Source organism: Agrobacterium rubi TR3 = NBRC 13261, from assembly GCF_000739935.1.
Classification (GTDB): domain Bacteria; phylum Pseudomonadota; class Alphaproteobacteria; order Rhizobiales; family Rhizobiaceae; genus Agrobacterium; species Agrobacterium rubi.
In genome coordinates this window covers 11,647-33,758 of the sequence record NZ_BBJU01000023.1, presented here as the reverse complement: position 1 = coordinate 33,758, position 22,112 = coordinate 11,647, and the positions used below count along the sequence as shown (strand labels likewise).

Annotated in this window: 18 protein-coding genes; all 18 read right to left on the bottom strand. The window is 57.5% G+C overall.

What is annotated here, in order from left to right:
* Window positions 1-198: 198 nt before the first annotated feature.
* Window positions 199-1,653, bottom strand: a complete 1,455-nt coding sequence (gene hydA / locus RRU01S_RS16990) for a dihydropyrimidinase (RefSeq protein WP_045231496.1) — start codon at window positions 1,651-1,653, stop codon at window positions 199-201.
* Entirely contained in the window at window positions 1,650-2,897 is a 1,248-nt protein-coding gene (locus RRU01S_RS16985; RefSeq protein WP_045231495.1) for a Zn-dependent hydrolase, read from the bottom strand. The genes hydA and RRU01S_RS16985 overlap by 4 nt, the downstream gene beginning before the upstream one ends.
* 397 nt (window positions 2,898-3,294) lie before the next feature.
* The gene (locus tag RRU01S_RS16980) at window positions 3,295-3,969 is read right to left on the bottom strand and encodes an aspartate/glutamate racemase family protein (protein ID WP_045231494.1); all 675 of its coding nucleotides are present in this window, start codon (window positions 3,967-3,969) and stop codon (window positions 3,295-3,297) included.
* Between the two features lie 141 nt (window positions 3,970-4,110).
* Window positions 4,111-5,115: an ABC transporter ATP-binding protein gene (locus RRU01S_RS16975; protein WP_412674299.1), complete on the bottom strand. Its 1,005-nt coding sequence runs from the start codon at window positions 5,113-5,115 to the stop codon at window positions 4,111-4,113.
* A 1-nt stretch (window position 5,116) separates the two neighbouring features.
* Window positions 5,117-6,214, bottom strand: coding sequence for an ABC transporter ATP-binding protein (locus RRU01S_RS16970; protein WP_045231493.1), 1,098 nt, complete (start codon window positions 6,212-6,214; stop codon window positions 5,117-5,119).
* On the bottom strand, window positions 6,211-7,101 hold the full coding sequence (locus tag RRU01S_RS16965) for an ABC transporter permease (RefSeq protein ID WP_045231492.1): 891 nt from the start codon (window positions 7,099-7,101) through the stop codon (window positions 6,211-6,213). The genes RRU01S_RS16970 and RRU01S_RS16965 overlap by 4 nt, the downstream gene beginning before the upstream one ends.
* Before the next feature lie 3 nt (window positions 7,102-7,104).
* Complete coding sequence (locus RRU01S_RS16960) at window positions 7,105-8,058, bottom strand: ABC transporter permease (protein ID WP_045231491.1); 954 nt, start codon at window positions 8,056-8,058, stop codon at window positions 7,105-7,107.
* 78 nt (window positions 8,059-8,136) lie between these two features.
* A complete protein-coding gene (locus RRU01S_RS16955) occupies window positions 8,137-9,729 on the bottom strand; it encodes an ABC transporter substrate-binding protein (RefSeq protein WP_045231490.1) in 1,593 nt (530 codons plus the stop codon).
* A gap of 512 nt (window positions 9,730-10,241) precedes the next feature.
* On the bottom strand, window positions 10,242-11,237 hold the full coding sequence (locus tag RRU01S_RS16950) for an ABC transporter ATP-binding protein (RefSeq protein WP_045231489.1): 996 nt from the start codon (window positions 11,235-11,237) through the stop codon (window positions 10,242-10,244).
* Window positions 11,234-12,259 carry an ABC transporter ATP-binding protein gene (locus RRU01S_RS16945; RefSeq protein ID WP_045231488.1) on the bottom strand — a complete coding sequence of 342 codons (1,026 nt, stop codon included), beginning with the start codon at window positions 12,257-12,259 and terminating at the stop codon, window positions 11,234-11,236. The genes RRU01S_RS16950 and RRU01S_RS16945 overlap by 4 nt, the downstream gene beginning before the upstream one ends.
* A 4-nt stretch (window positions 12,260-12,263) precedes the next feature.
* Window positions 12,264-13,235 carry an ABC transporter permease gene (locus RRU01S_RS16940; RefSeq protein WP_045231487.1) on the bottom strand — a complete coding sequence of 324 codons (972 nt, stop codon included), beginning with the start codon at window positions 13,233-13,235 and terminating at the stop codon, window positions 12,264-12,266.
* Window positions 13,236-13,245: 10 nt separating this feature from the next.
* Entirely contained in the window at window positions 13,246-14,283 is a 1,038-nt protein-coding gene (locus tag RRU01S_RS16935) for an ABC transporter permease (protein ID WP_108722676.1), read from the bottom strand.
* Between the two features lie 123 nt (window positions 14,284-14,406).
* Window positions 14,407-16,104, bottom strand: a complete 1,698-nt coding sequence (locus RRU01S_RS16930) for an ABC transporter substrate-binding protein (protein WP_045231485.1) — start codon at window positions 16,102-16,104, stop codon at window positions 14,407-14,409.
* A 60-nt stretch (window positions 16,105-16,164) separates the two neighbouring features.
* A complete protein-coding gene (locus RRU01S_RS16925; protein WP_108722675.1) occupies window positions 16,165-17,058 on the bottom strand; it encodes a proline iminopeptidase-family hydrolase in 894 nt (297 codons plus the stop codon).
* 18 nt (window positions 17,059-17,076) lie between these two features.
* Window positions 17,077-17,667, bottom strand: coding sequence for an ANTAR domain-containing response regulator (locus tag RRU01S_RS16920; protein WP_045231483.1), 591 nt, complete (start codon window positions 17,665-17,667; stop codon window positions 17,077-17,079).
* Entirely contained in the window at window positions 17,664-18,815 is a 1,152-nt protein-coding gene (locus tag RRU01S_RS16915; protein WP_052816115.1) for a transporter substrate-binding domain-containing protein, read from the bottom strand. Before RRU01S_RS16915 ends, RRU01S_RS16920 begins: the two co-directional genes overlap by 4 nt.
* 246 nt (window positions 18,816-19,061) lie before the next feature.
* Window positions 19,062-20,711: a tetratricopeptide repeat-containing diguanylate cyclase gene (locus RRU01S_RS16910; RefSeq protein ID WP_045231482.1), complete on the bottom strand. Its 1,650-nt coding sequence runs from the start codon at window positions 20,709-20,711 to the stop codon at window positions 19,062-19,064.
* A 348-nt stretch (window positions 20,712-21,059) separates the two neighbouring features.
* On the bottom strand, window positions 21,060-22,079 hold the full coding sequence (locus RRU01S_RS16905; RefSeq protein WP_045231481.1) for a Zn-dependent oxidoreductase: 1,020 nt from the start codon (window positions 22,077-22,079) through the stop codon (window positions 21,060-21,062).
* Window positions 22,080-22,112 lie beyond the last annotated feature (33 nt).

The following is a 22,112-nucleotide window of genomic DNA, read 5'->3' as shown; positions in this document are numbered from 1 at the left end:
ACCGCCAGAGTACCCACCGCTATCGCAACCAAATATGTTGCAATGAACTGGCCGATGGCATTCAGTATTTGCTTAGTCACGTTGAGGTGCCTTCCTCGCTTCAAACATCACGCATGTCTTCCGTTGTAGATATTCTTCGCTGGTTGGTTTGCAGCCTCTTTTGAAGAAACAATTCTTAATTTCGGACTTCGGTCATCATCACACTCCGCTCGCCGGAATGCCCGTGCGCTCCACTTTGCGGGGTGCGACGAGTTCTTTCCAGGTAGACAGCGCTTTGCTTACCGCAGGGTAGGGCTCACGGGTCACGAACTGGCCGTGGCCTTCGCGGGTTTTGACCGTGCCTTCTTCGATTGCCACGACACCGCGAGAGAGCGTGAAGCGCGGCAGGCCCTTTACCGTCTGGCCTTCGAAGACGTTGTAATCGATGGCGGATTGCTGGTTTTCGGAGGTTATTGTCTTTTCGAGTGCCGGGTCCCAGACGACGATATCGGCATCGCTACCGACGAGGATCGCACCCTTTTTCGGATAAAGATTAAGGATCTTGGCGATATTGGTGGAGGTCACGGCGACGAATTCGTTCATCGTCAGGCGGCCAGTCACGACCCCATGGGTCCACAACAATGGCATCCGGTCTTCCAATCCGCCGGTGCCATTGGGTATCTTGGTGAAGTCACCGATGCCATAGCGCTTCTGTTGCGTGGTGAAGGCGCAATGATCCGTCGCCACGCATTGCAGCGAGCCTGCGCCGAGTCCTGCCCAGAGGCTATCCTGATGTTGCCTGTTTCTGAAGGGCGGCGACATGACGCGGCGGGCGGCGTGGTCCCAATCGGGGCTGGCGTATTCGCGCTCATCGAGGATCAGATGCTGGATCAGCGGTTCGCCATAGACCCGCATACCGTTCTGTCGTGCCCGGCGGATCGCCTCATGCGCCTGTTCGCAGGAGGTATGGACGACGTAAAGCGGTGCGCCCGCCATATCGGCGATGATGATGGCGCGGTTGGTGGCTTCGCCCTCGACGGAGGCGGGGCGGGAATAGGCATGCGCCTCCGGACCGTTATTGCCCTCTGCCAGCAGTTTCGCCTGCATCTGCGCGACGATATCGCCGTTTTCCGCATGCACCATGGGCAGCGCGCCGAGTTCGGCGCAGCGTGAGAAAGACGCGAACATCTCGTCGTCATTCACCATCAGCGCGCCCTTATAGGCCATGAAGTGCTTGAAACTGTTGATGCCCTTGTCATGAACAATCGTCTTCATATCGTTGAAAACCTGCTCTCCCCACCATGTCACGGCCATGTGGAAAGAATAATCGCAAGTCGCGCGGGTTGCCTTGTTGTCCCAGCGGTTGAGTGCATCCAGAAGCGACTGGCCGGGTTCCGGCAGACAGAAATCCACCACCATCGTCGTGCCGCCGCTCAACGCCGCGCGGGTACCACTCTCAAAATCATCAGCCGAATAGGTGCCCATGAAGGGCATTTCCAGATGCACATGCGGATCGATCCCACCGGGCATGACATAGCAACCCGTGGCGTCCAGAATGGTACCGCCGGAAAGGTTTTGCCCGATCTCGATGATGACCCCGCCATCGATTTTGACATCGGCCTTGTAGGTCAGGTCGGCGGTGACGATGGTGCCGTTCTTGATGATGGTGGTCATTCCACGATCTCCGCAGTTTCCAGCACCGCGTGCAGCAAAACGTTGCAGCCAGCGGCGGCCCATTCCGGGGAAATGTCTTCGGCTTCGTTGTGGGAAAGGCCGTCGACGCAGGGGCAGAAGATCATGGTGGAGGGAGCGACCTGGGCTGCCCAGCAGGCGTCGTGGCCTGCACCAGAGATGATGTCCATGTGGCTGTAGCCAAGCTTTTCCGCCGCATCGCGCACGCGCTCGACGAGTGTGGAGTCAAAGGTGACGGGGTCGAAATGGCCGATGGCCTCGATGGTGCAGCCGACGCCGAGTTGTTCGGCAATGAGCGGCACTTCGCGCTCGAAGATGGCGCGCATAGCATCAAGTTTTTCCTGCGAGGGCGTGCGCAGGTCGATGGTGAAGACCACCTTGCCGGGAAGGACGTTGCGGGAGTTGGGGGTAAAGATCATCTGCCCGACACCGGCCACCGCGCCCGGCTGGTGCGCCATGGCAACCTCTTGCACTTTTTCCAGAATGCGGGCGGCGGCGAGGCCTGCATTGACGCGCATGGCCATCGGCGTCGAGCCGGTGTGAGCTTCCTTACCGGTCAACGTCACCTCCAGCCACCAGAGGCCCTGGCAATGGGTGACGACGCCGATCTGTTTGTTCTGCGCTTCGAGGATTGGGCCCTGTTCGATGTGATATTCGAAATAGGCGTGCATCTTGCGCGCGCCGACCTGCTCCTCGCCCAGCCAACCGATGCGTTTCAGCTCTTCGCCATAGGTCTTGCCGCTAGTGTCGGTGCGGCTGTAGGCGTAGTCGAGATCGTGGATGCCTGCGAACACGCCGGATGCCAGCATGGCAGGGGCAAAGCGCGCGCCTTCTTCATTGGCCCAGTTTGTAACAACGATTGGGTGTTTGGTCTGGATATCGAGATCGTTGAGGCTTCTGACGACCTCAAGCCCGGCCAGCACACCCAAGACGCCGTCGAACTTGCCACCGGTTGGCTGGGTATCGAGGTGGCTGCCGATATAGACGGGCAGGGCTTCGGCGTCCGTGCCTGGGCGGGTGGCGAACATGCTGCCCATGGCATCGACACCGATGGTCATGCCTGCGGCCTCACACCATTTTTTGAAAAGGTCGCGGCCTTGCGCATCCTCATCCGTCAGTGTCTGGCGGTTGTTGCCGCCAGCAATGCCTGGGCCAATCTTTGCCATGTCCATCAGGCTGTCCCAAAGACGATCAGCGTTTACATTCAAATTGTCTTGTTTTTGCATGATTGAAATTTCTCTAATTTAACGCTTTGGAAGTCTCGCACCGCCGCTTGAAATGGATACTGACCAACCGACGCAAGCTTGAGCGCTCTTGAATGGCCGAGCTGAAAGGGGCCAAGCATCTGTCGTAGGGCATGCGTCATCGACACCCATGAACAGCGGCTGTTCCTTCTTAGATAGCGAGTTCATGGTAACAGCAAACGGAAGGCGCTGATCATTTGGCATCTTGCTCCTCAGTGTTGTCCTGTCAAAAAATCATTACCTGCACGATCGGTCAATAAATATTTGGATGGTCATGCGGATTTTTTGTTAGCGCGATGAGATCGGGCGTTTGTTAAGGGATCATCGCTCCACATCCCTCTTGTGGTTTTGATCGTCGGCACATTCATATTGGATTGACCTATGTCCTTAGTCTGTCGTTTAAGGCGAGATCTATCCGGGTCGTAAGCAGTTCAACCGCGCAGCGGATAGGGCTGATGATCGGTATGGCAAAACCGTTCTGTAAGCTTTCAGCAGCAAGTCCGAGTGGCCCTCCCCCAATGATGACGACTTCGGCACCATCGTCGTCAATGCACTTTTGGGCAGCACGTTCGAGCGCCAGCAATAATGCTGCCTGATCGGCCGCCAGTCGCACAGGATCACCTTCAGTGAGGCGTGTACCGGTATAATTTACGTCAAATCCCATGCCGCGTGCCTTCTCGGAGAAACACTCAACAAGATCTGGCGTGACGGTCGCTATGCCGAATTTTCTGCCATTGCGCGCGGCTTCGATCATACTAGCCTCGCACAGCCCCACGACAGGGATACTGATGCGTGCCCGCAGTGTTTCGAGGCCAGGATCACCGAAAGCACTGATGATGATGCCCTGTGCCGTACTCGCTTGCGAAAGACCCATCTTGATGACTTCGTTCTCCGACGCCTTCAATTGCGCGACATTGATGATCATTGGAACTCCGCTCTCGGCCGTCAGTGCAGTGATCGAATAATCCTTCGGCACGTAACGTCTCGCGATGTCGGTCATGAGGGCCGTTGTTTTGGCGGATGTATTGGGGTTAATGAGGACGATATGTTTCATTGTCTTTCTGGGAAACTTGCGGTCGTTTTCCGTCTGACCCGGGTTTATTTTTCGGGTGCGGTCCGGTCAGTGACGGTTAGGCTACAGCACGGCCTCGAAAATACGGTCCGGCTTTCGGAATGCGGAAATCTTGCCCTCGTTTCAACCATAATGCAGACAGGCCACCCGCCCGACACGATCCGGTTCAACGAGGTCGGGTATCTGAACATGGCATTGCGCGAACACTTGAGGGCAGCGCGGCGCAAAGGCGCAGCCGGGCGGTAGTGCCGTCAGGTCCGGCGGGGCGCCAGGAATGGTAACCAGCCGGTCGCGACCATGAGCGAGTTCGACACGGGCACCGAGCAGGCCCTTGGTATAGGGATGCTTGGGGTCCTTGATGATATCGGCGACCAGACCCTCTTCGACAATACGGCCAGCATACATGACAGCGATGCGATCTGCCACTTCAGCGGCAACCCCGATATCGTGGGTGACGAAAATGACGGACAGGCCATATTCCTTCTGCAATTCGCGTATGAGCAGTAGGACCTGAATTTGAACGGTGGCATCGAGGGCGGTGGTCGGTTCGTCGGCGAGTAAAATCTTGGGATTGCACGCGAGCGCCATTGCAATCATCGCGCGCTGCAACATACCCCCGGACATTTCGTGTGGGTAGTTCTGAAGCCTACGTTCGGCGGAGGGGATACGAACCTTCTGAAACAGCGCCAGCGCTCTTGCCGCAGCGACTGATCGGCTCACCTTTTCGTGACGCATGATGGTTTCCTCGATCTGCTGGCCGAGTGTGTAGACCGGGTCGAGTGCCAGCCGTGGCTCTTGGAACACCATCGAGACGATTGCGCCACGCAGATTGCAGAGTTCATTCTTCGACAGGCTAGTCACATCGCGGCCATCGACTGTCATGGTGCCGTCGATCTTGGTGCCTTTGGGATGTAGGCGCAGCAGCGAGCGCATGGTAACGCTCTTACCGGACCCGGATTCCCCGAGCAGGGCCACCACTTCGCCGGCGCCGACCGAAATGCTGACGCCGTTGACAGCCTTTACGGACTGCCGGTCACGAGTGAAGGTGACGCAAAGGTCGAGGATATCGATCATCGGTTCTTGCATGGCGTTCGACATAGGAGCGGTCGTGGTCGTTGTTTGGGACATCTCAGACCTCCATGGAGACGGATTGCACCGACGGGATGTGGGTAACCAGCGATCGTGGGGCATTGCTGTGGCCGGAGCCAGGAACAGACATGAGACAGGCAGTGGACTGTTCTGGCGAAACAACGGACAGCGGCGGGACCTTTTCGCTGCATACGGATTCGGCGAAAGCGCAACGGGTGTGGAAACGACAGCCGCTCGGCGGGTCGATTGGATTTGGTGGATCTCCCGAGAGCGGCGGCTCTGTAGCGCGTTGCGCTGGATCCATGGTCGGCATGGAAGCAAGAAGAGCTGCCGAATATGGATGTTTGGTGTTGTCGTAGATGGCGGTACGCGTGCCAATCTCTGCGACTTTGCCGAGATACATTACCATGATGCGGTCGCACATGAATTTCACGACGTTGAGATCGTGGCTGATGAAGAGGTAGGTCAGGCCGAAATCACGTTTCAGATCGAGCAGCAGGTTCAGTACCTGCGCTTCCACTGACTTGTCGAGCGCCGACACAGCCTCATCGAGGATAACGAGGCGCGGTTCGACAGCGAGCGCGCGTGCGATATTGATGCGTTGGCGCTGGCCGCCCGACAGTTCGTGTGGGTAACGGCCGGCGAAACGTCTCGGCTCCAGGCCGACGCGGTGCAGTAGGTCATGGGCGCGCGAGATCGCTTTGCCGACTGGCAAGCCATGAACACGCGGCGCAAAAGAGATCGACTCTTCGATGGTCAAGCGCGGGTTAAGCGAAGCGTAGCTGTCCTGAAACACCATCTGCACCTGGCGACGGTACTCCGAAAGCGACAGCTTGCCGCCGACCGTTTCACCGTCGAACAGGATATCGCCGCGATCGGGCGCGATCAGGTGCATCAGCAGGCGGGCCGTCGTCGACTTTCCGCAGCCACTTTCGCCAACGACACCCAGTGTCTCGCCCTTCAGAATGTCGAAATTAACGCCATCAACGGCGCGCACCAACTTTTTCGGCCTGAACAGGCCACTGCCTCTGACCGGAAAATGTTTTTGCAGACCGGAGACGGAAATCAGTGGTTGAGCAGGACCACCGCGGTCACCAATCTCGAATTTGGGGGCTGGAACTGGATCGATCACACTCATGATTTCACGTCCATTGCTGAGCGCAAGCCGTCTGAGAAGAGGTTGAACAAGATCGAGGTGGTGAAGATCATCACGCCGGGAAGAGCTGCGACATAAGGGTTGTTGTAGATTGCGGTGCGCAGCGTGTTGAGCATAAGCCCCCATTCTGCATCCGGTGGGCGTACACCAAGGCCGAGGAAGGAGAGGCCCGAGGCAAGGATCATAGACACCGAGATCAGGCTTGTGGCGAAAACGAAGATCGGGCTCAACACATTGCCTAGGATATGAACGCGGATGATCGTATGCGCGGATGCACCTGAGGCACGCGCGGCATCGACATAATCGAGCTTTCGAACCTGTGTGGTCACACTTTCAGCAACCCGGGCAATCTGCGGGATGAACACGATGGTGAGCGAAACAAGCGCATTGAAGAGACCGGAGCCCAGAGCACCGGCCAGTGCGACAGCCAGCAGCACTGATGGGAAGGCATAGAAGACGTCGATAGTCCGCATGATCAGCATGTTCGTGATGCCGCCGGCATAACCGGCAACGATGCCAATGGTAGAACCGATGATGAACGCGATTGGCACCGGCACCACACCCATAATCAGTGACAATCGGGTGCCGTAGATCAGCCGCGATAGCATGTCGCGACCGAGTTCGTCAGTGCCGAGGATATAGCCGGGTGTGCCAATAGGCTTCAAGCGGCGGATGACGCTGCCCTGAGCCGGATTGTAAGGAGCAAGATAGGGCGCAAAGATCGCCATCAAGAGAAGCAGAATGATGAACGCGAATGCCATTACGGTGACCGGGTCTCGACGCAGACGACGGAAGACGACGCTCCAGAAGCCGGGCGACCTGGCAATGATTTCGGTCTCGGGGACCCTGTCAGCGGTGATGATGGACATGGGTCAATTCCTCTGAATGCGCGGATCGATGGCGCTCTGCAACACGTCCACGATCAGGTTGAGCAGGACGAAAAACATGGCCAGCACCAGGATCGTACCTTGCAGGATTGGCAAGTCGCGCGTGAAGATCGCACCGTTCAGGAGAAATCCGGTTCCGGGCCACGAAAAGACTGTCTCGATGAGAATCGAGCCGCCAAGCAGATAACCAAGCTGCAGGCCCATCACGGAAATCGATGTGGGGGCTGCATTGCGGATGACGTGCTGCAGAATTTGGCGGTTCATAAGGCCTTTTGCAGCCAATGCCTGAGTGAAGTCCTGGGATAGGATGTCGGCGACCAGCGAGCGGATCGTGCGTGCGATAATGCCTATCGGAATGACCGACATGGTGACAGCCGGTAGGATCAGAAACTGAAGATATTCCCAGCTCAAGCTGCGGCCTCCTGATCCACCGGGACCGCCGCCCATGGCCGGAAGCCAGCCGAGTGTCACGGAAAAGGCGATGACAAGAACCATACCGAGCCAGTAATGGGGCACGCTGACGCCAATCATCGAGATGGCTGAGGCGAACCGGTCGAGCCAACCACCACGGAAGACGCCCGAAACGAAACCGAGCACAGCACCGAACGTAAAGCCAATGAGGGTGGCCGCAACGGCGAGGATGATGGAGTTGACCGAGGCCGCCAGAATTTCATTCAGGACAGGACGGCCTGTTGCGATGGAATGGCCGAGATCGCCGTGCAGCGCGCGCCATACCCACATGGCGTATTGCACCGGAAGAGGTTGATCGAGACCGTAGAAGGCGCGCATTTGCGCCTGCATTTCGGCAGACGCATCGGAGGGCAGGATCGCCGCCAGTGGGTCGCCCGGTGCGATATGGATCAGCATGAAACAGACGATGCTGACGCCGATAGCGACCGGAATGACATGAAGGAGTCTGTGCAGTCCGTAAACCAGCATGGTTGTCTCCAGATTGAACAAGGATCGACGACATGGGCGGTGCGCCCTGTGTGTGGGCGCACCTGGGACGTTTTGATATCAGGGCTCGATGTTGATGGTTGAGAAGTCCTGAAACCAGTTTTGGGCCTGCACGAAACCCTTGACCTTGGACGTCATGGCGCGCGGATTGACGTCATGGGTAACCATCAAGAACAAGGCGTCGTTGACGTACTTCTCGTGAACCTGTGCCAGAACCTTGTCCTGATCGGCTGCATCGAACGTGTTGCGCACCTTTTCAAACAGGGCATCCATTTCCGGGTCGCAGTAATATCCCCAGTTGGTGCCGGTCGGCGGCGTCAGATTGCACTGCGACTGACGGATCATCGCGCTGAAGGGGTCCTGAATGAAGTAGCTGTAGTTGACAGCGGTGGCACCCTTGGCGCTTGGATCCTTGGCTCCCGCACGCCAGACGTTGATGACCGTGTTCCAGTCCATCACCTCGTATTCGATATCGATGCCTATTTCAGCCAGCGTCTGCTGAATGTACTCGTTCATCTGCAGCGGCAGCATCTGTCCCGAACCCGAGGACGAAATGACGACCTTGGTCTTGATCCGCTTATCAGGGCCGTAACCTGCCTCTTCCATCAGCTTGGTTGCTGCTGCCACATCGTAGGACAGCTTGAACGTCGGATTGCCAAACCACGGGTGACCCGGCGGCATATAGCCTTCGGCAGGAATGGACAGTCCACCCAGCAATTCGTTTAAGCCTGCCCGATCCACCGCTAGGTTTGCGGCCTTGCGCACACGAATGTCGTTCCACGGCGAACCTTCGACGCGCGACAAGTGCCACGTCCAGTTGTGCGGATAGGAATTGGTAACGATCGTATAACCGGCATCCTTCAACGACTTGACGCTGTCCGGGGCAGGGGCCTCGATCCAGTCCACCTGGCCGGAGCGAAGTGCGGCGATGCGAGTGCTCGGCTCGGGCAGCGGCATCAGGACCAACTTATCGAGTTTCGGCACGCGGGCTTGATCCCAATACTCTTTGTTGGGCGTAAGTTCGGCGCGTTCACGCGGGACGAAGCCATTCTCCATTTTCCACGGTCCAGTGCCGGACGGCTTTTGGGCTACTTTGTCCCAATTCTTGTCCTGGGCTTCCCAATTGGCGGGTGAAGACATCAAAATCCAGCTTATTTGGTAGGGCAGTGTGGCGTCCGGGGTCTTCGTGACGATCTCGACGGTCGAAGAGTCTATGACCTTATAGGACGCGACCGAGGGGATGCGCGAGCGACCCTGGGCCGCTTGGCGCTTGTCGAACTGTGGTGCATCCTGCTTCAACAGCTTGTCGAGATTCCAGACCACCGCATCGGCGTCGAAAGTGCTTCCATCATGAAATTTTACGCCTTCGCGCAACTTAAAGGTCCATTTGGTCCGGTCTTTTTCGTCGACATACCAGGAGGTAGACAGTGCTGGAATGAGGCCGGACGCCTTGTCAGCTTTGGTCAGATCCCATTCGATAAGAGAATTATAGATCGTGTAGCCCATGAAACGCTGGCCTTCTCCACCCTGGTCGGTCTGGCCGGTGGTCAGCGGAATGTCTGACGCCGTCATGCCAATACGAAGAGTGCCTGCGGCTAACGCCGTGGATGTTGTGGTCAAGCAAACTGCAATGGCCGCACCCAGCACGCCCATCCAGCGAGTGCGCCGTGCAATATTCGCGATTTGCGAGTTCGGCGATCGAGCTCTGTTCATGATGTTCCCTTCTTTGGCTTATGAAGACACTTTTGCCTTTTCAAATAGCGGGAAGCAGATTTCATGCCACTTCGGTCAAAGTTTCAACAGCACAGCTATAAGACCCTTTGCTACCATTTGGCGAAGGCGGCGATGCCTACATGGTGAGCATTTCTGACCGATTGTGCAAAAACTAGGCCCTGTTGAAAAATCCCGTTGACCCCTGAGAGGACGACAGTGGTTGTCAGCGAGACTTTTGATGGGCGATTTTAAGCGGCGTTATTTTGAGGGCGAGGTGATCTTGTGGGCGGTTCGTTGGCACTGGCGGCGGCCTCAATCAACGAGCTGACGCGCCGATGAAACCTATGTGAAAGTTCGTGGCAAATGAACGTATATGCCGGCCAATGGCCGTGTAAGAACAACAGCGACTTAGAGTCGTCGCGGGTTTGGCGTTTATCTTCGCCAGCATGTTCTCACACTAGCGGAAAATGACAGGCGACGGAGCGCTCGGGCGAGATTGCTGAAAGTTTCGGACGAACCTGCTGGCAGAGGGACTGCGCTATTGGACAGCGGGTGGAAAATTTGCAGCCTTTAGGCGGGTTAAGCGGGCTCGGAATTTCACCCGACAGCAGGATGCGCCCACGTTTGCCACGGTTGTGCGGCTGCGGAATCGCTGAAAGCAGCGCTTGTGTGTAGGGGTGGCTTGGCTTCGCATAAAGCGCGTCTGTTTCTCCGATCTCCACGATCGACCCGAGATACATGACGGCCACGCGAGTGGAGACCTGACGCACGACGGCCAGATCATGGGCGATGAAGACATAGGTGAGATCGAGTTGTTCGCGTAGGTCGCTGAAAAGATTGACGATCTGCGCCTGTACCGAGACATCGAGCGCAGAGACAGGTTCGTCCGCTACGATCAGCTTCGGTTCGACTGCCAGAGCGCGCGCGATGCCTATGCGCTGCCGCTGGCCGCCGGAGAATTCGTGCGGATAACGGTTGAGATAGTCACGACGCAGGCCGACAAGGTCCATGAGTTCGCCTAGCCTAGCGTCGATGGCGGCTCCCTCGCGAATGCGGTGGACCTTCAGCACTTCGGCGAGGATATCGCGCACGCGGCGGCGCGGATTAAGCGAGGCGGATGGGTCCTGGAAAATCATCTGCATCTTGCGTCGCACGGGCTTTAGCGCTCGCGTATCGGCTTTGGTGATATCTGAACCGTCGAAGGTCAAGGTGCCACTATCGATATCATAAAGCCGGGTCAGACACCGCCCCAGCGTCGATTTACCGCTTCCAGACTCCCCGACCAGACCGAGTGTTTCCCCTGGAAAGACATCGAGAGTGATATCGTCCACCGCTTGCAGGATGCGGCCTGAGCCGGGCCTGATGGTCTTGCCGACGGTAAAAGTCTTGGTGATCGATCTGGCCAACATTAGAGGTTTGTCGTCACGTGGTATTACAAGCGGCGTCATGCGAGCTCCTCCGGTGTCAGGACGGATCGGCGCAGAAGGCTTCGTTCCGGTTCCTCCAGAACACAAAGCGCCGCCTGTTCCCCGACACGCCGCAGGGGAGGCCTTTCCAAACAGAGCGGCCGGGCGAAGGCGCAACGCGGCGCAAAGCCACAGCCTTCGCCAATTGTCTCCGGTGTCGGTGGCATGCCGGGAATGGATTTGAGGCGGGCAAGCCGCTGCCCGGTCAACGGTGGAATGGAGGCCATCAGGCCCCAGCTATAGGGGTGAAGGGGGCTTGCGAACATTGCTTCCGTCTCCCCGCGCTCCACAATGCGGCCGGCATACATCACGGCGACCCGGTCGGCGATCTCTGAGACGACGCCCATATCGTGGGTGATGAGAATGATGGCAGAGCCGAAATCCTTGCGCAGGCGCAGGAGCAGATCGAGCACCTGTGCCTGAACCGTGACATCAAGCGCCGTGGTCGGCTCGTCGGCCACCAGCAGTGCCGGATTGCACGATAACGCCATAGCGATAACGGCGCGCTGGCGCATGCCGCCGGACAGTTGGTGGGGATAGCGGTCTACTGCTTCTACCGGATTGGAAAGGCCGACCTCTCCCAGAAGCTCGATTGCCCGTTTTCTCGCTGCACGCGCAGAGACCGCCTCATGCGCACGGATCTGCTCGGCGATCTGAGAGCCGATTGTGTAGACGGGCGTCAGTGCCGTCATCGGGTCTTGAGAAATGAGACCAATTTCCTTGCCGCGAATGCGACGCAAGTCATTTGCGGGCAGTTCAAGGATGCGACGCCCCCTGAAGGCGACCACGCCATCGACACGCGTGGTCTTGGCGTCATGAAGGCCCAGCAGCGACAAAAGCGTTACGGATTTTCCCGAACCGGATTCGCCGACGATGGACAGGATTTCCCCTTCCCGCACATTGAAGGAGACATCGCGGATGGCCTTGACCATACCGCGATCGGTCGCAAACGATACTGAGAGACCATTCACATCGAGAAGAACAGGTTTTTCCGGAGCGATCATGGACCTAGTTCTCCCGGACGCGCGGATCGATAAGGACATAGACGACGTCTACCAGCGCATTGGCGAGAACGACGAAGAAGGATGCATACATGACCGTTCCGAGTACCATCGGCAGATCGAGATTGAGCAGCGCCTGATAGGTGAGCCGACCGACGCCATTCAGCCCGAACACCACCTCCGTCAACAGCGCCGAGCCGCCGACGAGCACGCCGAAATCGAGCCCGAACATGGTCACGAACGGGATGAGCGAGGTGCGAAGTGCGTGGCGTATCATCACGCGGGCGGGGCTGAGGCCCTTGGCGCGCGCGGTGCGGATAAAGTCTTCCTGATAGGCTTCGACCAGATTGGCACGCAGGACGCGGCCGTAGATCCCGATATAGAGGGCGGCCAGCGTAAACCAGGGAATGATGAGCGTCTTGAACCAGCCAACAGGGTCCGTCATCAAGGGTTTGTAGCCCAGCGCTGGGACCCAGGAGAAGAAGATGGTGTCGTGAAAGCGACTTTGGGTGGTGAGGTTCATGACCTCTCCCAGCCAGTAGACCGGCATGGATACCCCGATCAGCGCCAGCGCCATCAGCCCCCGATCAAGCAGGGTATCGCGCGCGAGCGCCGCGACGACGCCCACGAAAATACCGCCGATCACCCACAGAAATGCAGCGCCCGCGACCAACGAGAGCGTGACGGGAGCGGCGGAAGCGACGGCGGGAACAACGCGCATTCCGCGATTGACGAAGGATGTCAGGTCCTGCGTCACGAACAGGCGCTTCATCATGATCACATATTGCACGGGCAAAGGTCGATCAAAGCCGAAATCCTTGCGGATGGCCTCCACCGTTTCCGGCGAGGCGTTGCGCCCCGCAAGGCGCGCGGCCGGATCGGAGCCGGGCGTTGCAAAAAAGATCAGGAAGACGAGCGCAGAAATACCGATCATGACGAACAGCATCTGGCCGAGGCGCTGGATAACAGCAAGGATCATTACCGCCTCCTCACACCAATTTCGTGCGCGGATCGAGCGCATCGCGAATGCTGTCGCCCAGCACGTTCAGCGACAGCACGGTGAGCGCAATCGCGATGCCGGGACACAGCGCCACGGCAGGCCGCGTATAGAGCAGGGACTGCCCATCCTGGATGATGGTGCCCCAACTCGCATCCGGTGCCTGCACACCGATCGAGAGAAAGGAGAGCGAGCTCTCCGTGATGATATTCAGCGCCATCATCAAGGGTACGAAAACGATCAGCATGGTCGAGACGTTGGGCAGGATATCGTTGAGAAGAATGCGCCAAGCCGGAATGCCTAGGCCGGTGGCCGCCAGCACGAACTCGCTCTTCTTTAGCGCCATCACGCGTCCGCGCACGGGGCGCGCTACGTAAGGCACATAGATGATGCCAATGATGAAAATCGGCAGAAGCAGACTGTCGCCAGTGATCTCGATGGGGCCGATGACGATGCCCTGAGAGAGAAGCACGATGGAAAGAGAAATGGCGAGCAGATAGACCGGAAAGGCCCAGAGAATATCCAGAACGCGCGACAGAATCTGGTCGGTCACCCCACCGAAGAAGCCTGCCAAAATGCCGATGAGAGCTGCGAGAACGAGACAGATCGCGGTGGAGGCGGTGGCGATCAACAGCGAATTGCGTCCGCCATAGAGCAGCCGTGCCGCAACATCTCGCCCTTGCGTATCGGCGCCAAGGAAATATTGCGCATCCCAGGTCGGCCCGATTGGCGTAACGCCGAGACCGAGACCTTCGGTGGACGCCTGCATCACCTTCGTTCGTTTGCCATCGATGGTGATGCGAGCCGAGAGGTTCGAGCGGAACGGATCACTGCCCGCTACGTAACCGGCATAGAGCGGAGCGGCGAGGCTCGACAGGATGATCACAACCAGTACACAGGCAGCGATAACCGTCGGCTTGTCACGCTTCAGCAGATGCCAAGCACGTTTCCAAGGGCCTGTGCCGATATGTTTGACCGCAGGTTCGGGCAATCCGGCATCACCGATAGCCATTTCAGAAGGGGTGGTCATAACGGCTCCTGCTGCGCATGCCGGTCTGGCGGAAGGAGGCGACGGCAAGGCTTTGGGGCCGCGCCGTCGTCTGTGTTCGAAGCATTGTTTTCCTAGCTGGTAGAAACGCCAGCTAAATGCGCGCTACTTGACCCATGCCTGAGAGGTGATCCAGCGGTTCTGCTTGTTGAACAGGTAGTTGCCCAGCCGCGCCGAGGTGAAGTTGACGCTTTTCGGTGTGATGAGCGGTGCCATCGGTGCCTGTTCCATGAAAGCCTGATCGACCTTGGCCCAGATAGCGTTGGCGGCGTTCTGATCCGTAAGAGCCGTGGTCATCGCTGTCTTCATCTGCGCGTCCAAATCCTTGTTGCAGTAGCCGGCGATGTTGACGGATGAATCGCTGCCCTTGTTGATGGAACCGCAAGACAGAAGCACATTCAGGAAGTTCGAGGCGGCAGGATAGTCCTGATACCATTGCGATACGCTGATCTGGACGTTGTTGTTGGTATTCTGAATGTAGGTGAACTGAATGTTGGGCGAAATCGCCTTCATCGACGCATCATAACCAAGCTCGGTCAGAACACTGGCAATATAGGTGCCGATGCCGCGTGATGCTGCATTATCCTCGGCGATGACCGTGATCTTCTGGCCCTTGGTGCCGGACTCGTCTACCAGGGCCTGTGCTTTTTCCATATCCGGCTCGCTCCAGGTCGGGCCGGGGTTCTTGGTGTAGATGCAATTGTCGACATGACCGGGGAAGTCCGGCGGCAGGATCTGGCAGACCGGCTGGCCAAGCACTTCGCCGCCGAAAAGGCCGACGACCGCATCCCGGTCAACCGCGTAGTTGAGCGCTTGGCGCACCTTCACATTATCGAAGGGAGCAAGATTGGTGTTCATCGGCGCGTACCAGAAGGCCGCCAGCGGATCGATATGGATCTGACTGGCGTATTTCGTGCCGATTTCGGGCAGGCGGTCAGCTGGTGGCGTGTCGAACAGCCAATCGATCTGGCCGTTGATGATAGCATTGATCGCGGCCTCCTCGGTCAGACCGAACTTGTAGACCACCTCGTCGGCATAGCCGTCGGGCTGTGCGTCCACGCTCCATTCCTTGAAGTTGGGGTTACGCTTCAACACCATTTCGGAATTGGGGTCGTAGCTTGCAATCATGTAGGCACCGGTGCCGGGGAGCGGAGTGGTGCCCGCATCGGTCAGGGGCGCATCGGCTGGCAGGATCGAGGCGTGGGGAACGGCGAGCTTGGAGAAGATTTCCGCGTCAGGGGCGGTGAGGTTCAGTGTCACCGTCCCGGCTGCATCATCAGCGATCACGCCACCGTCGAGCGTGCAGGTGGCGGAATCCGCGATGCATTTGTCGGCACCGACGATGCCGTTGTAGAAGCTGCCCGTCGTTGGGCCTTTGACCTTGAAGATGCGCTGAAACGAGGCAACGACATCGGAAGGCACCAGCTCGTGTCCGTTGGAAAACTTGATGCCTTTGCGGATTTTGAAAACATAGGTCTTGCCGTTATTGGTCGGCTCAGGAACGGCTTCGGCCAGCGCTGGAACAATGTCGAAGCCTCCGGTGCCCGCAACCTGCTTGAACTTGACGAGGCCGTCATAGGTCATCTGGAAAAGCTGCCAGAACTGAGCGGTATAGTTGATCATCGGATCGACGGTGCCGGCCGCAGACACGGCTGCCATCGTGATCGTGCCGCCGCGATGCTGTTTCATCAGGGCCGCACGGTCTTCCGCCTGCGCCACGCCGGATAAAGCGGTCTGGGCAAGAAGGCAGGCTACAATCAGCGCGCCCGTGCGCCGGGATAGATGTCTCAGAAGAATGCTCATGCTTCGTTTCCCTCTGTTTTCTCTTGGTTCAGGCTGTTTCTTGTTCGATTTTATCGGTTTTCAGGCGGTCGTTTCATCAAGGAAGGCCCCGACGACAGCCATGCAGGCTTCTCGCTCTTCCACATGCGGCATGTGACTGGATTGCTCGAAAATGGTCCAGCGCACGTTGGGAATTTCGTCGGCATAGGGCTGTACGCAGGCTTCGGTTGCCTCGTCGAAGTGGCCGGAAATCAACAGTGTCGGCACGTCGATGGTTGCAAGCCTTCCGACGATCGACCAATCCTTCATGGTCCCGATGACGTGGAATTCATTGGGGCCGTTCATTGTGTGGTAGACGGTGGGGTCTGCGGCAATAGCGTCGAATGTGCGCTGCACCTCCGGCGGCATCGGCACGACGCGGCAGACGTGGCGCTGGTTGAAGACGTCTGTCGCGGCCATGTATTCAGCGCTATCAGTCGTCTCCGCTTTTTCATGACGCAGAAGGGTTTCCTGCACATCCTGCGGAAGCTCGCGGCGCAGGCGGTTTGCCTCGGAAATCCAGGTGTTCATCGCGGCTGGTGAATTGGCGATCACGAGTGCCTTCAGGCCAGCGGGCTGATCGACAGCGAATTCGGCACCCAGCATGCCACCCCAGGATTGGCCCAGCAGGCAATACGCGTCGCGGATGCCGAGATGGTCGATGAGGTTGTGCAGTTCTGCCTTGAAGAAGGGGACAGTCCAGAAATCCCCGCCCTTCTCGGGCAGGTGGGTAGACCGGCCGTTGCCCACCTGATCGTAGTGAATGACGGCCCGACCCGTGGTCGCTATGTCCTTGAAGCTGTCGACATAGTCATGGGTGCATCCTGGTCCGCCATGCGCGACGATCAGCGGCGGCTTGGGTGACGAGAGGTCTCCCGTGATGCGGTACCATGTGCGGTACTCGCCATAGGGCGCAAATCCTTCTGTGATCTTCATGGGCATCGCTCCTCTGTTTCAGCCACCGCTTCGCGTGTGTTTGTCGTTGCGGCAGATGGCTTCCGCTGCATCTTCGATGGTCATGCCCCAGTCCATGGCCACGGAGCGCAGTCGTTTCCACGCTGCCGTCTCGCTACCGCCTTCGTTCTGAAGCAGATGAAGAATGGCGCGCACGACGATGGGCCGTTGGCGCAGCCTGTCCTCAAGCGTACGGATATCATCGGCCTGCGCCCTTACTTTCTCGTAGGCCTCGGCTGCGATCAAAAGTGCACTATAGGCTCCCGTGGAACCGATCGGCTTCAGGAGATGAGCGTTGGAGCCTTGGTCCAGCGCCCATTCGATCCGCCCCGGCGCTTCTGATCCGATCAGGGCAATCATGGGCATGGGTGCGAACCCTCTGGGCCATGGAAATTGCCCGTCATGTCCCATATCCGCGTCGAAAAAGATCACGTCTGCCTGCGCCTGTGTTTCCTCCAGATGCGGCCAACAGAGCGTGACGCGGATATGCAGGAGTTCGAGTTGGCGCTGGAGCGCATCGACCGAGGGATGGTCGCGATGCAGAATAACGGCATGCCACTGGGCAAGAAGCGGTCTGTTCCGGCGCGTCATTTGATCACCTTCAGCGTTACCGGGTGAGGCATTGCAACTGACTTCTGCAGGGAGCGGACAAGATAGGGATCGGCAGGGATTGCCTCGTCTGCACTTTGGAGCAAGGCAAACCCACCCTCTTCGTCCGAGATTCCCAAATGCGGCCGGAGTGCAGCATGATGGGTACGCGGATCGATGCCGACAGGTCCGGCGGGCGTGTCGAACAGGCGGGCAGTCGCCACCTTGCGAACGGCCTCCGGTGCATCCGTACCCGCATCCGCGATAGACCTGGCGAGGATCGACATCGCCGTGTAAGCAGACATGAAGGGTGTGGTGATCCGTCGGTTGGCACCATGCCGCGCCGTCATACGTGCCTTGAAGGCTTGGTTTTCGAAAGTATCAAGTCGCTCGAAATAGATCGATGTCGAGATATGGCCGCGCCGCGCCTCGTGGCTAAGGCTCTCTAGATCGCTCTCCGACATGTTGCAGGCAACGATCGGTGGCGCATCGGGCTCGCCTTTTCGAAATGCGCCATAGGCCTCGATGAACGCTGTCGCCGACTGACCGACCAGATTGCTTAAGATGAAATCCGGCTTTCTTTGCCGTATCTCATTGATGAGGTGATCGACCTCGGTTGAGCCGAGCGGAACGTAACGGTCCGACACGATCTGCCCGCCAGCAGCCTCGGTGATTTCACGGGCAATGCGGCTGATCTCCCAGCCCCAGATATAGTTTGAGCCGACAATGAAGGCACGGCGACCATAGAGGGGAAAGATATAATCAAACAACGGTAGCAAATGCTGATTCGGGCAAGCACCGAGATAAATAGCGCTGTCGCTCGCCTCATAGCCCTCATAGGGAAAGGCGTACCACAAAAGTGCGCCATGGCGTTCCACGATGGGCAGCACGTCCTTGCGGCTCCACGATGTGATGGTGCCGATGATATGGCGACAGCCACTGTCGCGGATCGCGGATTGAGCCAGCGCCGCATATGCCTCTGCTCTGCCACAAGGATCGTCTATCTTGACAGCGATGCCGAAACCGTAAACGGGATCTGCGTTAATGTCGGCGATGGCTGCCAATGCCCCATCGACCGCCTCGCGACCCAGCGCAGCATATGGCCCTGTCGTGGAATAAAGAATGGAAACGGGCACACGGTCACGCATCATCTCAAGGGCCGCCCCTTTGCATCGTCATGCTGCTTAGTGATCATCACGACCTATCAAATCCAATTGCGCAGGCGTTTGAAACAAAAAAAGCCCCGAACTGCGTGAAGCAGTGTTCGGGGCCCGATTGCCATCGGCGTCTAACGCCATGTCTTAACCTCACGCTATGATAAGCACGGATTTCAGTCAATCTTATTTTTTGCTCAATTTTTGCTCAATTACATCTTGAACTGTCGATAGACGAGGAGATTACTGAGCACAGACGACCTTGTTTCGCCCTGACTGCTTTGCGCAATAAAGGTGGTGATCGGCGTCTTCCAGGACCGCTTCTGGATTTTCAGCATCCTTCGATACGGCTAATCCTATGCTGACGGTGACACTCAGTTCGCCTGCTATCCGTGACCAGTCGTGCCGGGCAATTTTCACGCGTATCCGTTCGCAGGCCCGCTTGGCCTGCGCCATCGTTGCGCCGGGCATCAGAATGACGAATTCTTCTCCGCCAAAACGAACCGCAAGATCTTGCTGACGTATCGACATTTTGATCAATGACCCGATTTGCACGAGAACCCGATCACCCGTGATGTGAGAGAAGGTGTCATTGATTTTCTTAAAGTGATCAACGTCCAGCATCGCCAGCGCATATGGGCTGCGCGAAATGTCGACATCGTTCAATATGGCTTCCAGACGCCGACGATTGGCAAGGCCTGTTAGCGGGTCTGTGTTTGCCGCTTCTGTCAGGATATTGGTTTGCTGTTGGAGTGCCGCAAGCGAGCGCGCCATTTGGGCCGAACTTTCAGCTTCTGTGTCCAGCGATGTCTTGAGTTTCTTGGTTTCATAGTGGATTTCGACCATGCGGGCGTTTTGCTGGGTCCGTTCCGCTGTGAACTGCTGATGCAAAGAGTGGTATCGTTTATAAAAATGCAGCGCAGGTTCAAACGCGCCTAAATGTTCATGTGCCTTGGACAGATACAGACAGGCATTCATCAGTGTCTCGATATTGGTGTTCTCTTTGGCGAGGGCGTGGGCCTGTTTCAGTGGAACAAGGGCCTCCTCGTATCGCTTCAGCGAAATCAGCGTGCGACCAAGAATATCTAGATAATGGCCATTGCTCCTGGCGTCGTCGTTACCCGGAACCGCGCGGTACTGCGCAAGATACTCTTCCGCGATAACGAACTCGTCGAGCGCATTGGAATATTCCGCCAGATTCCCAAGACACAGTCTTTCCGCCCAGGCATCTTTCAAAGACTGGGCAATGGCATGGGCTTGTTTCGTGGTCTCGATTGCCGCTTTCATCGATGTTTCGGTGGATTTTCTATCTTCCGTTTCCGACGCGAGATAAGCTGCTTCGGAATGAGCGCCGCCAAGATTGATCAGCCACCAGCACTCGAAGGAAAGATCGCATGCTTCTCTCGCAAGCTCTACGGCGCGACCGCAATAGTCAATCGCTTGACTGGGTTGCCGCGTCATCCAGAATATCACGCCGATGACATTGATGGCCAAAGATCGGGACCGGAGGTCGCTGCTTTGGTCGGCGATATTCAGCGCTTCCGCGGCGAACTCAATGGCGCTCTCTAAACTGCCGAGTTCTAGGTGCAACCAGGCCCTGATGCTGAGCGCCTGGGCCTCAAAGGCTGGCTCCTCCAGTTGCCTCCACAAGGCGACCGCTTTTTCTGCGTAGTCCAGACCCAGCTCGGCTTTGCCAAGTTGAAAACAACACCAGGCACTTTGCTGGGAACTGCGTGCTATGAGGTATTGATCACCCCGCTGCTCGGCAGACGCCAAGACGGAACCTGCTATCGAAAGCGCCTGAATGGAAAGGCCTGTGCACGCGAAATGCCAAGCTTCATCCAACGCGGCCACGGCATCATTTGAATCGAAGGTCTTTTCAAAGATCAACAAACTGGTGGACCCAAAACTTGGCTCGACGTTGCGTCACAACGCAGCCACATCCCGATTATGGCGGTATTTCCTAATTTTCTTAAGCGTGACATTCAAAACTGAATCTTGCGCTAATAACGTTCGCGCATTCGCGTGGTCAGCGTGGCCCGGCTTCTTTAATTATACTGTTGCTTAAAAATATATTGCAGATTTGGAGGGCTGTTTAGTAATGCAGTTGTGGTTTTAATGAATCTCTTGGATGGGGAGTTAACCACGAAGCCAGGTTAACGGTTCTCGATGCAGCAACGGCTTGGCGGTTGGTCAGACCGTCGCTAACTCCCAAGCGATGAATTTGGTGCCCGGAGCCTCTTAGGCCGGAAATGCAAGCTGAACCTTCAGCGTTTTTTCGGGATGGTTATCGATCAGATCAAAGGCTGCTTGCGCATCTGCTGCCGGGAAGGTTTGTGTGATCATATCAGCCGGTTTCAGATCACCGTTTTCGAGCCATCCGATGACCTCTGGAATGAAGCGGCGATTGAGGCGCGAGCCGACGAGGGTAAGTTCCTTGCGAACGATCTCCTGCTGGCTGATGTTGCAGGGTGCGCCGGAAAAGCCGAGCAGACCAATGCGTCCAGCGGGTGCTGCAACTCGGCAGGCCTCTTCCAGCAAAGCCGGAATTCCCGCCCCGTCGATCACCACGGAAGGCCCCAGCCCCTCCATCTCGCCTCCCACTATCTCGGCAACAGATTGTCGCTTTGAGTCGATAAGCACATCTGCACCGAACGACCGCGCCCGCTCCAGTCGGTCCGGGTCGATATCGGCCACAATGCAACGAGCTCCTCGCATTTTCGCAACCTGAATAACCGTTAGACCTACCGTGCCTGCGCCATAGATCAGCACGGTGTCCCGTGTGTCACAGCCGGTGCGCCACAGGACATTGGCTGCGACCGCCAAAGGTTCTGCAAGAGCTGCAATGTCGAACTCAAGGGAAGGGTGGATTTTCACGGCGTTTTCCTGCGGAATTACTGCTGTCGAGCGGAAGCCGCCATCGCGGTGCACGCCGATGACCTGCAGATGGGCGCAGACATTGGAACGTCCGACAAGGCAAGGATAGCAGCGACCACAAGAGATCACCGGATCGGCGACAACGTGATCGCCAACGGCCAGATTGGAGACGCCTGTGCCGAGTGCTGATACAATCCCTGAGAACTCATGACCGATGATCCGTGGATAGACCACAAAGGGGTTTGACCCGTGCAGGATATGCATGTCGGAGCCGCAGATGCCAGCTCGCACGACACGCATTGCGATTTCGCCAGGACCGGGAGAGGGCGGCTCGCGGTTTTCAACGAGCAACGCGTGCGGTTCACGTACAGATATCGTTACCATGTGCTGTCCAAATTACTCTCAGATCTCGGTGGA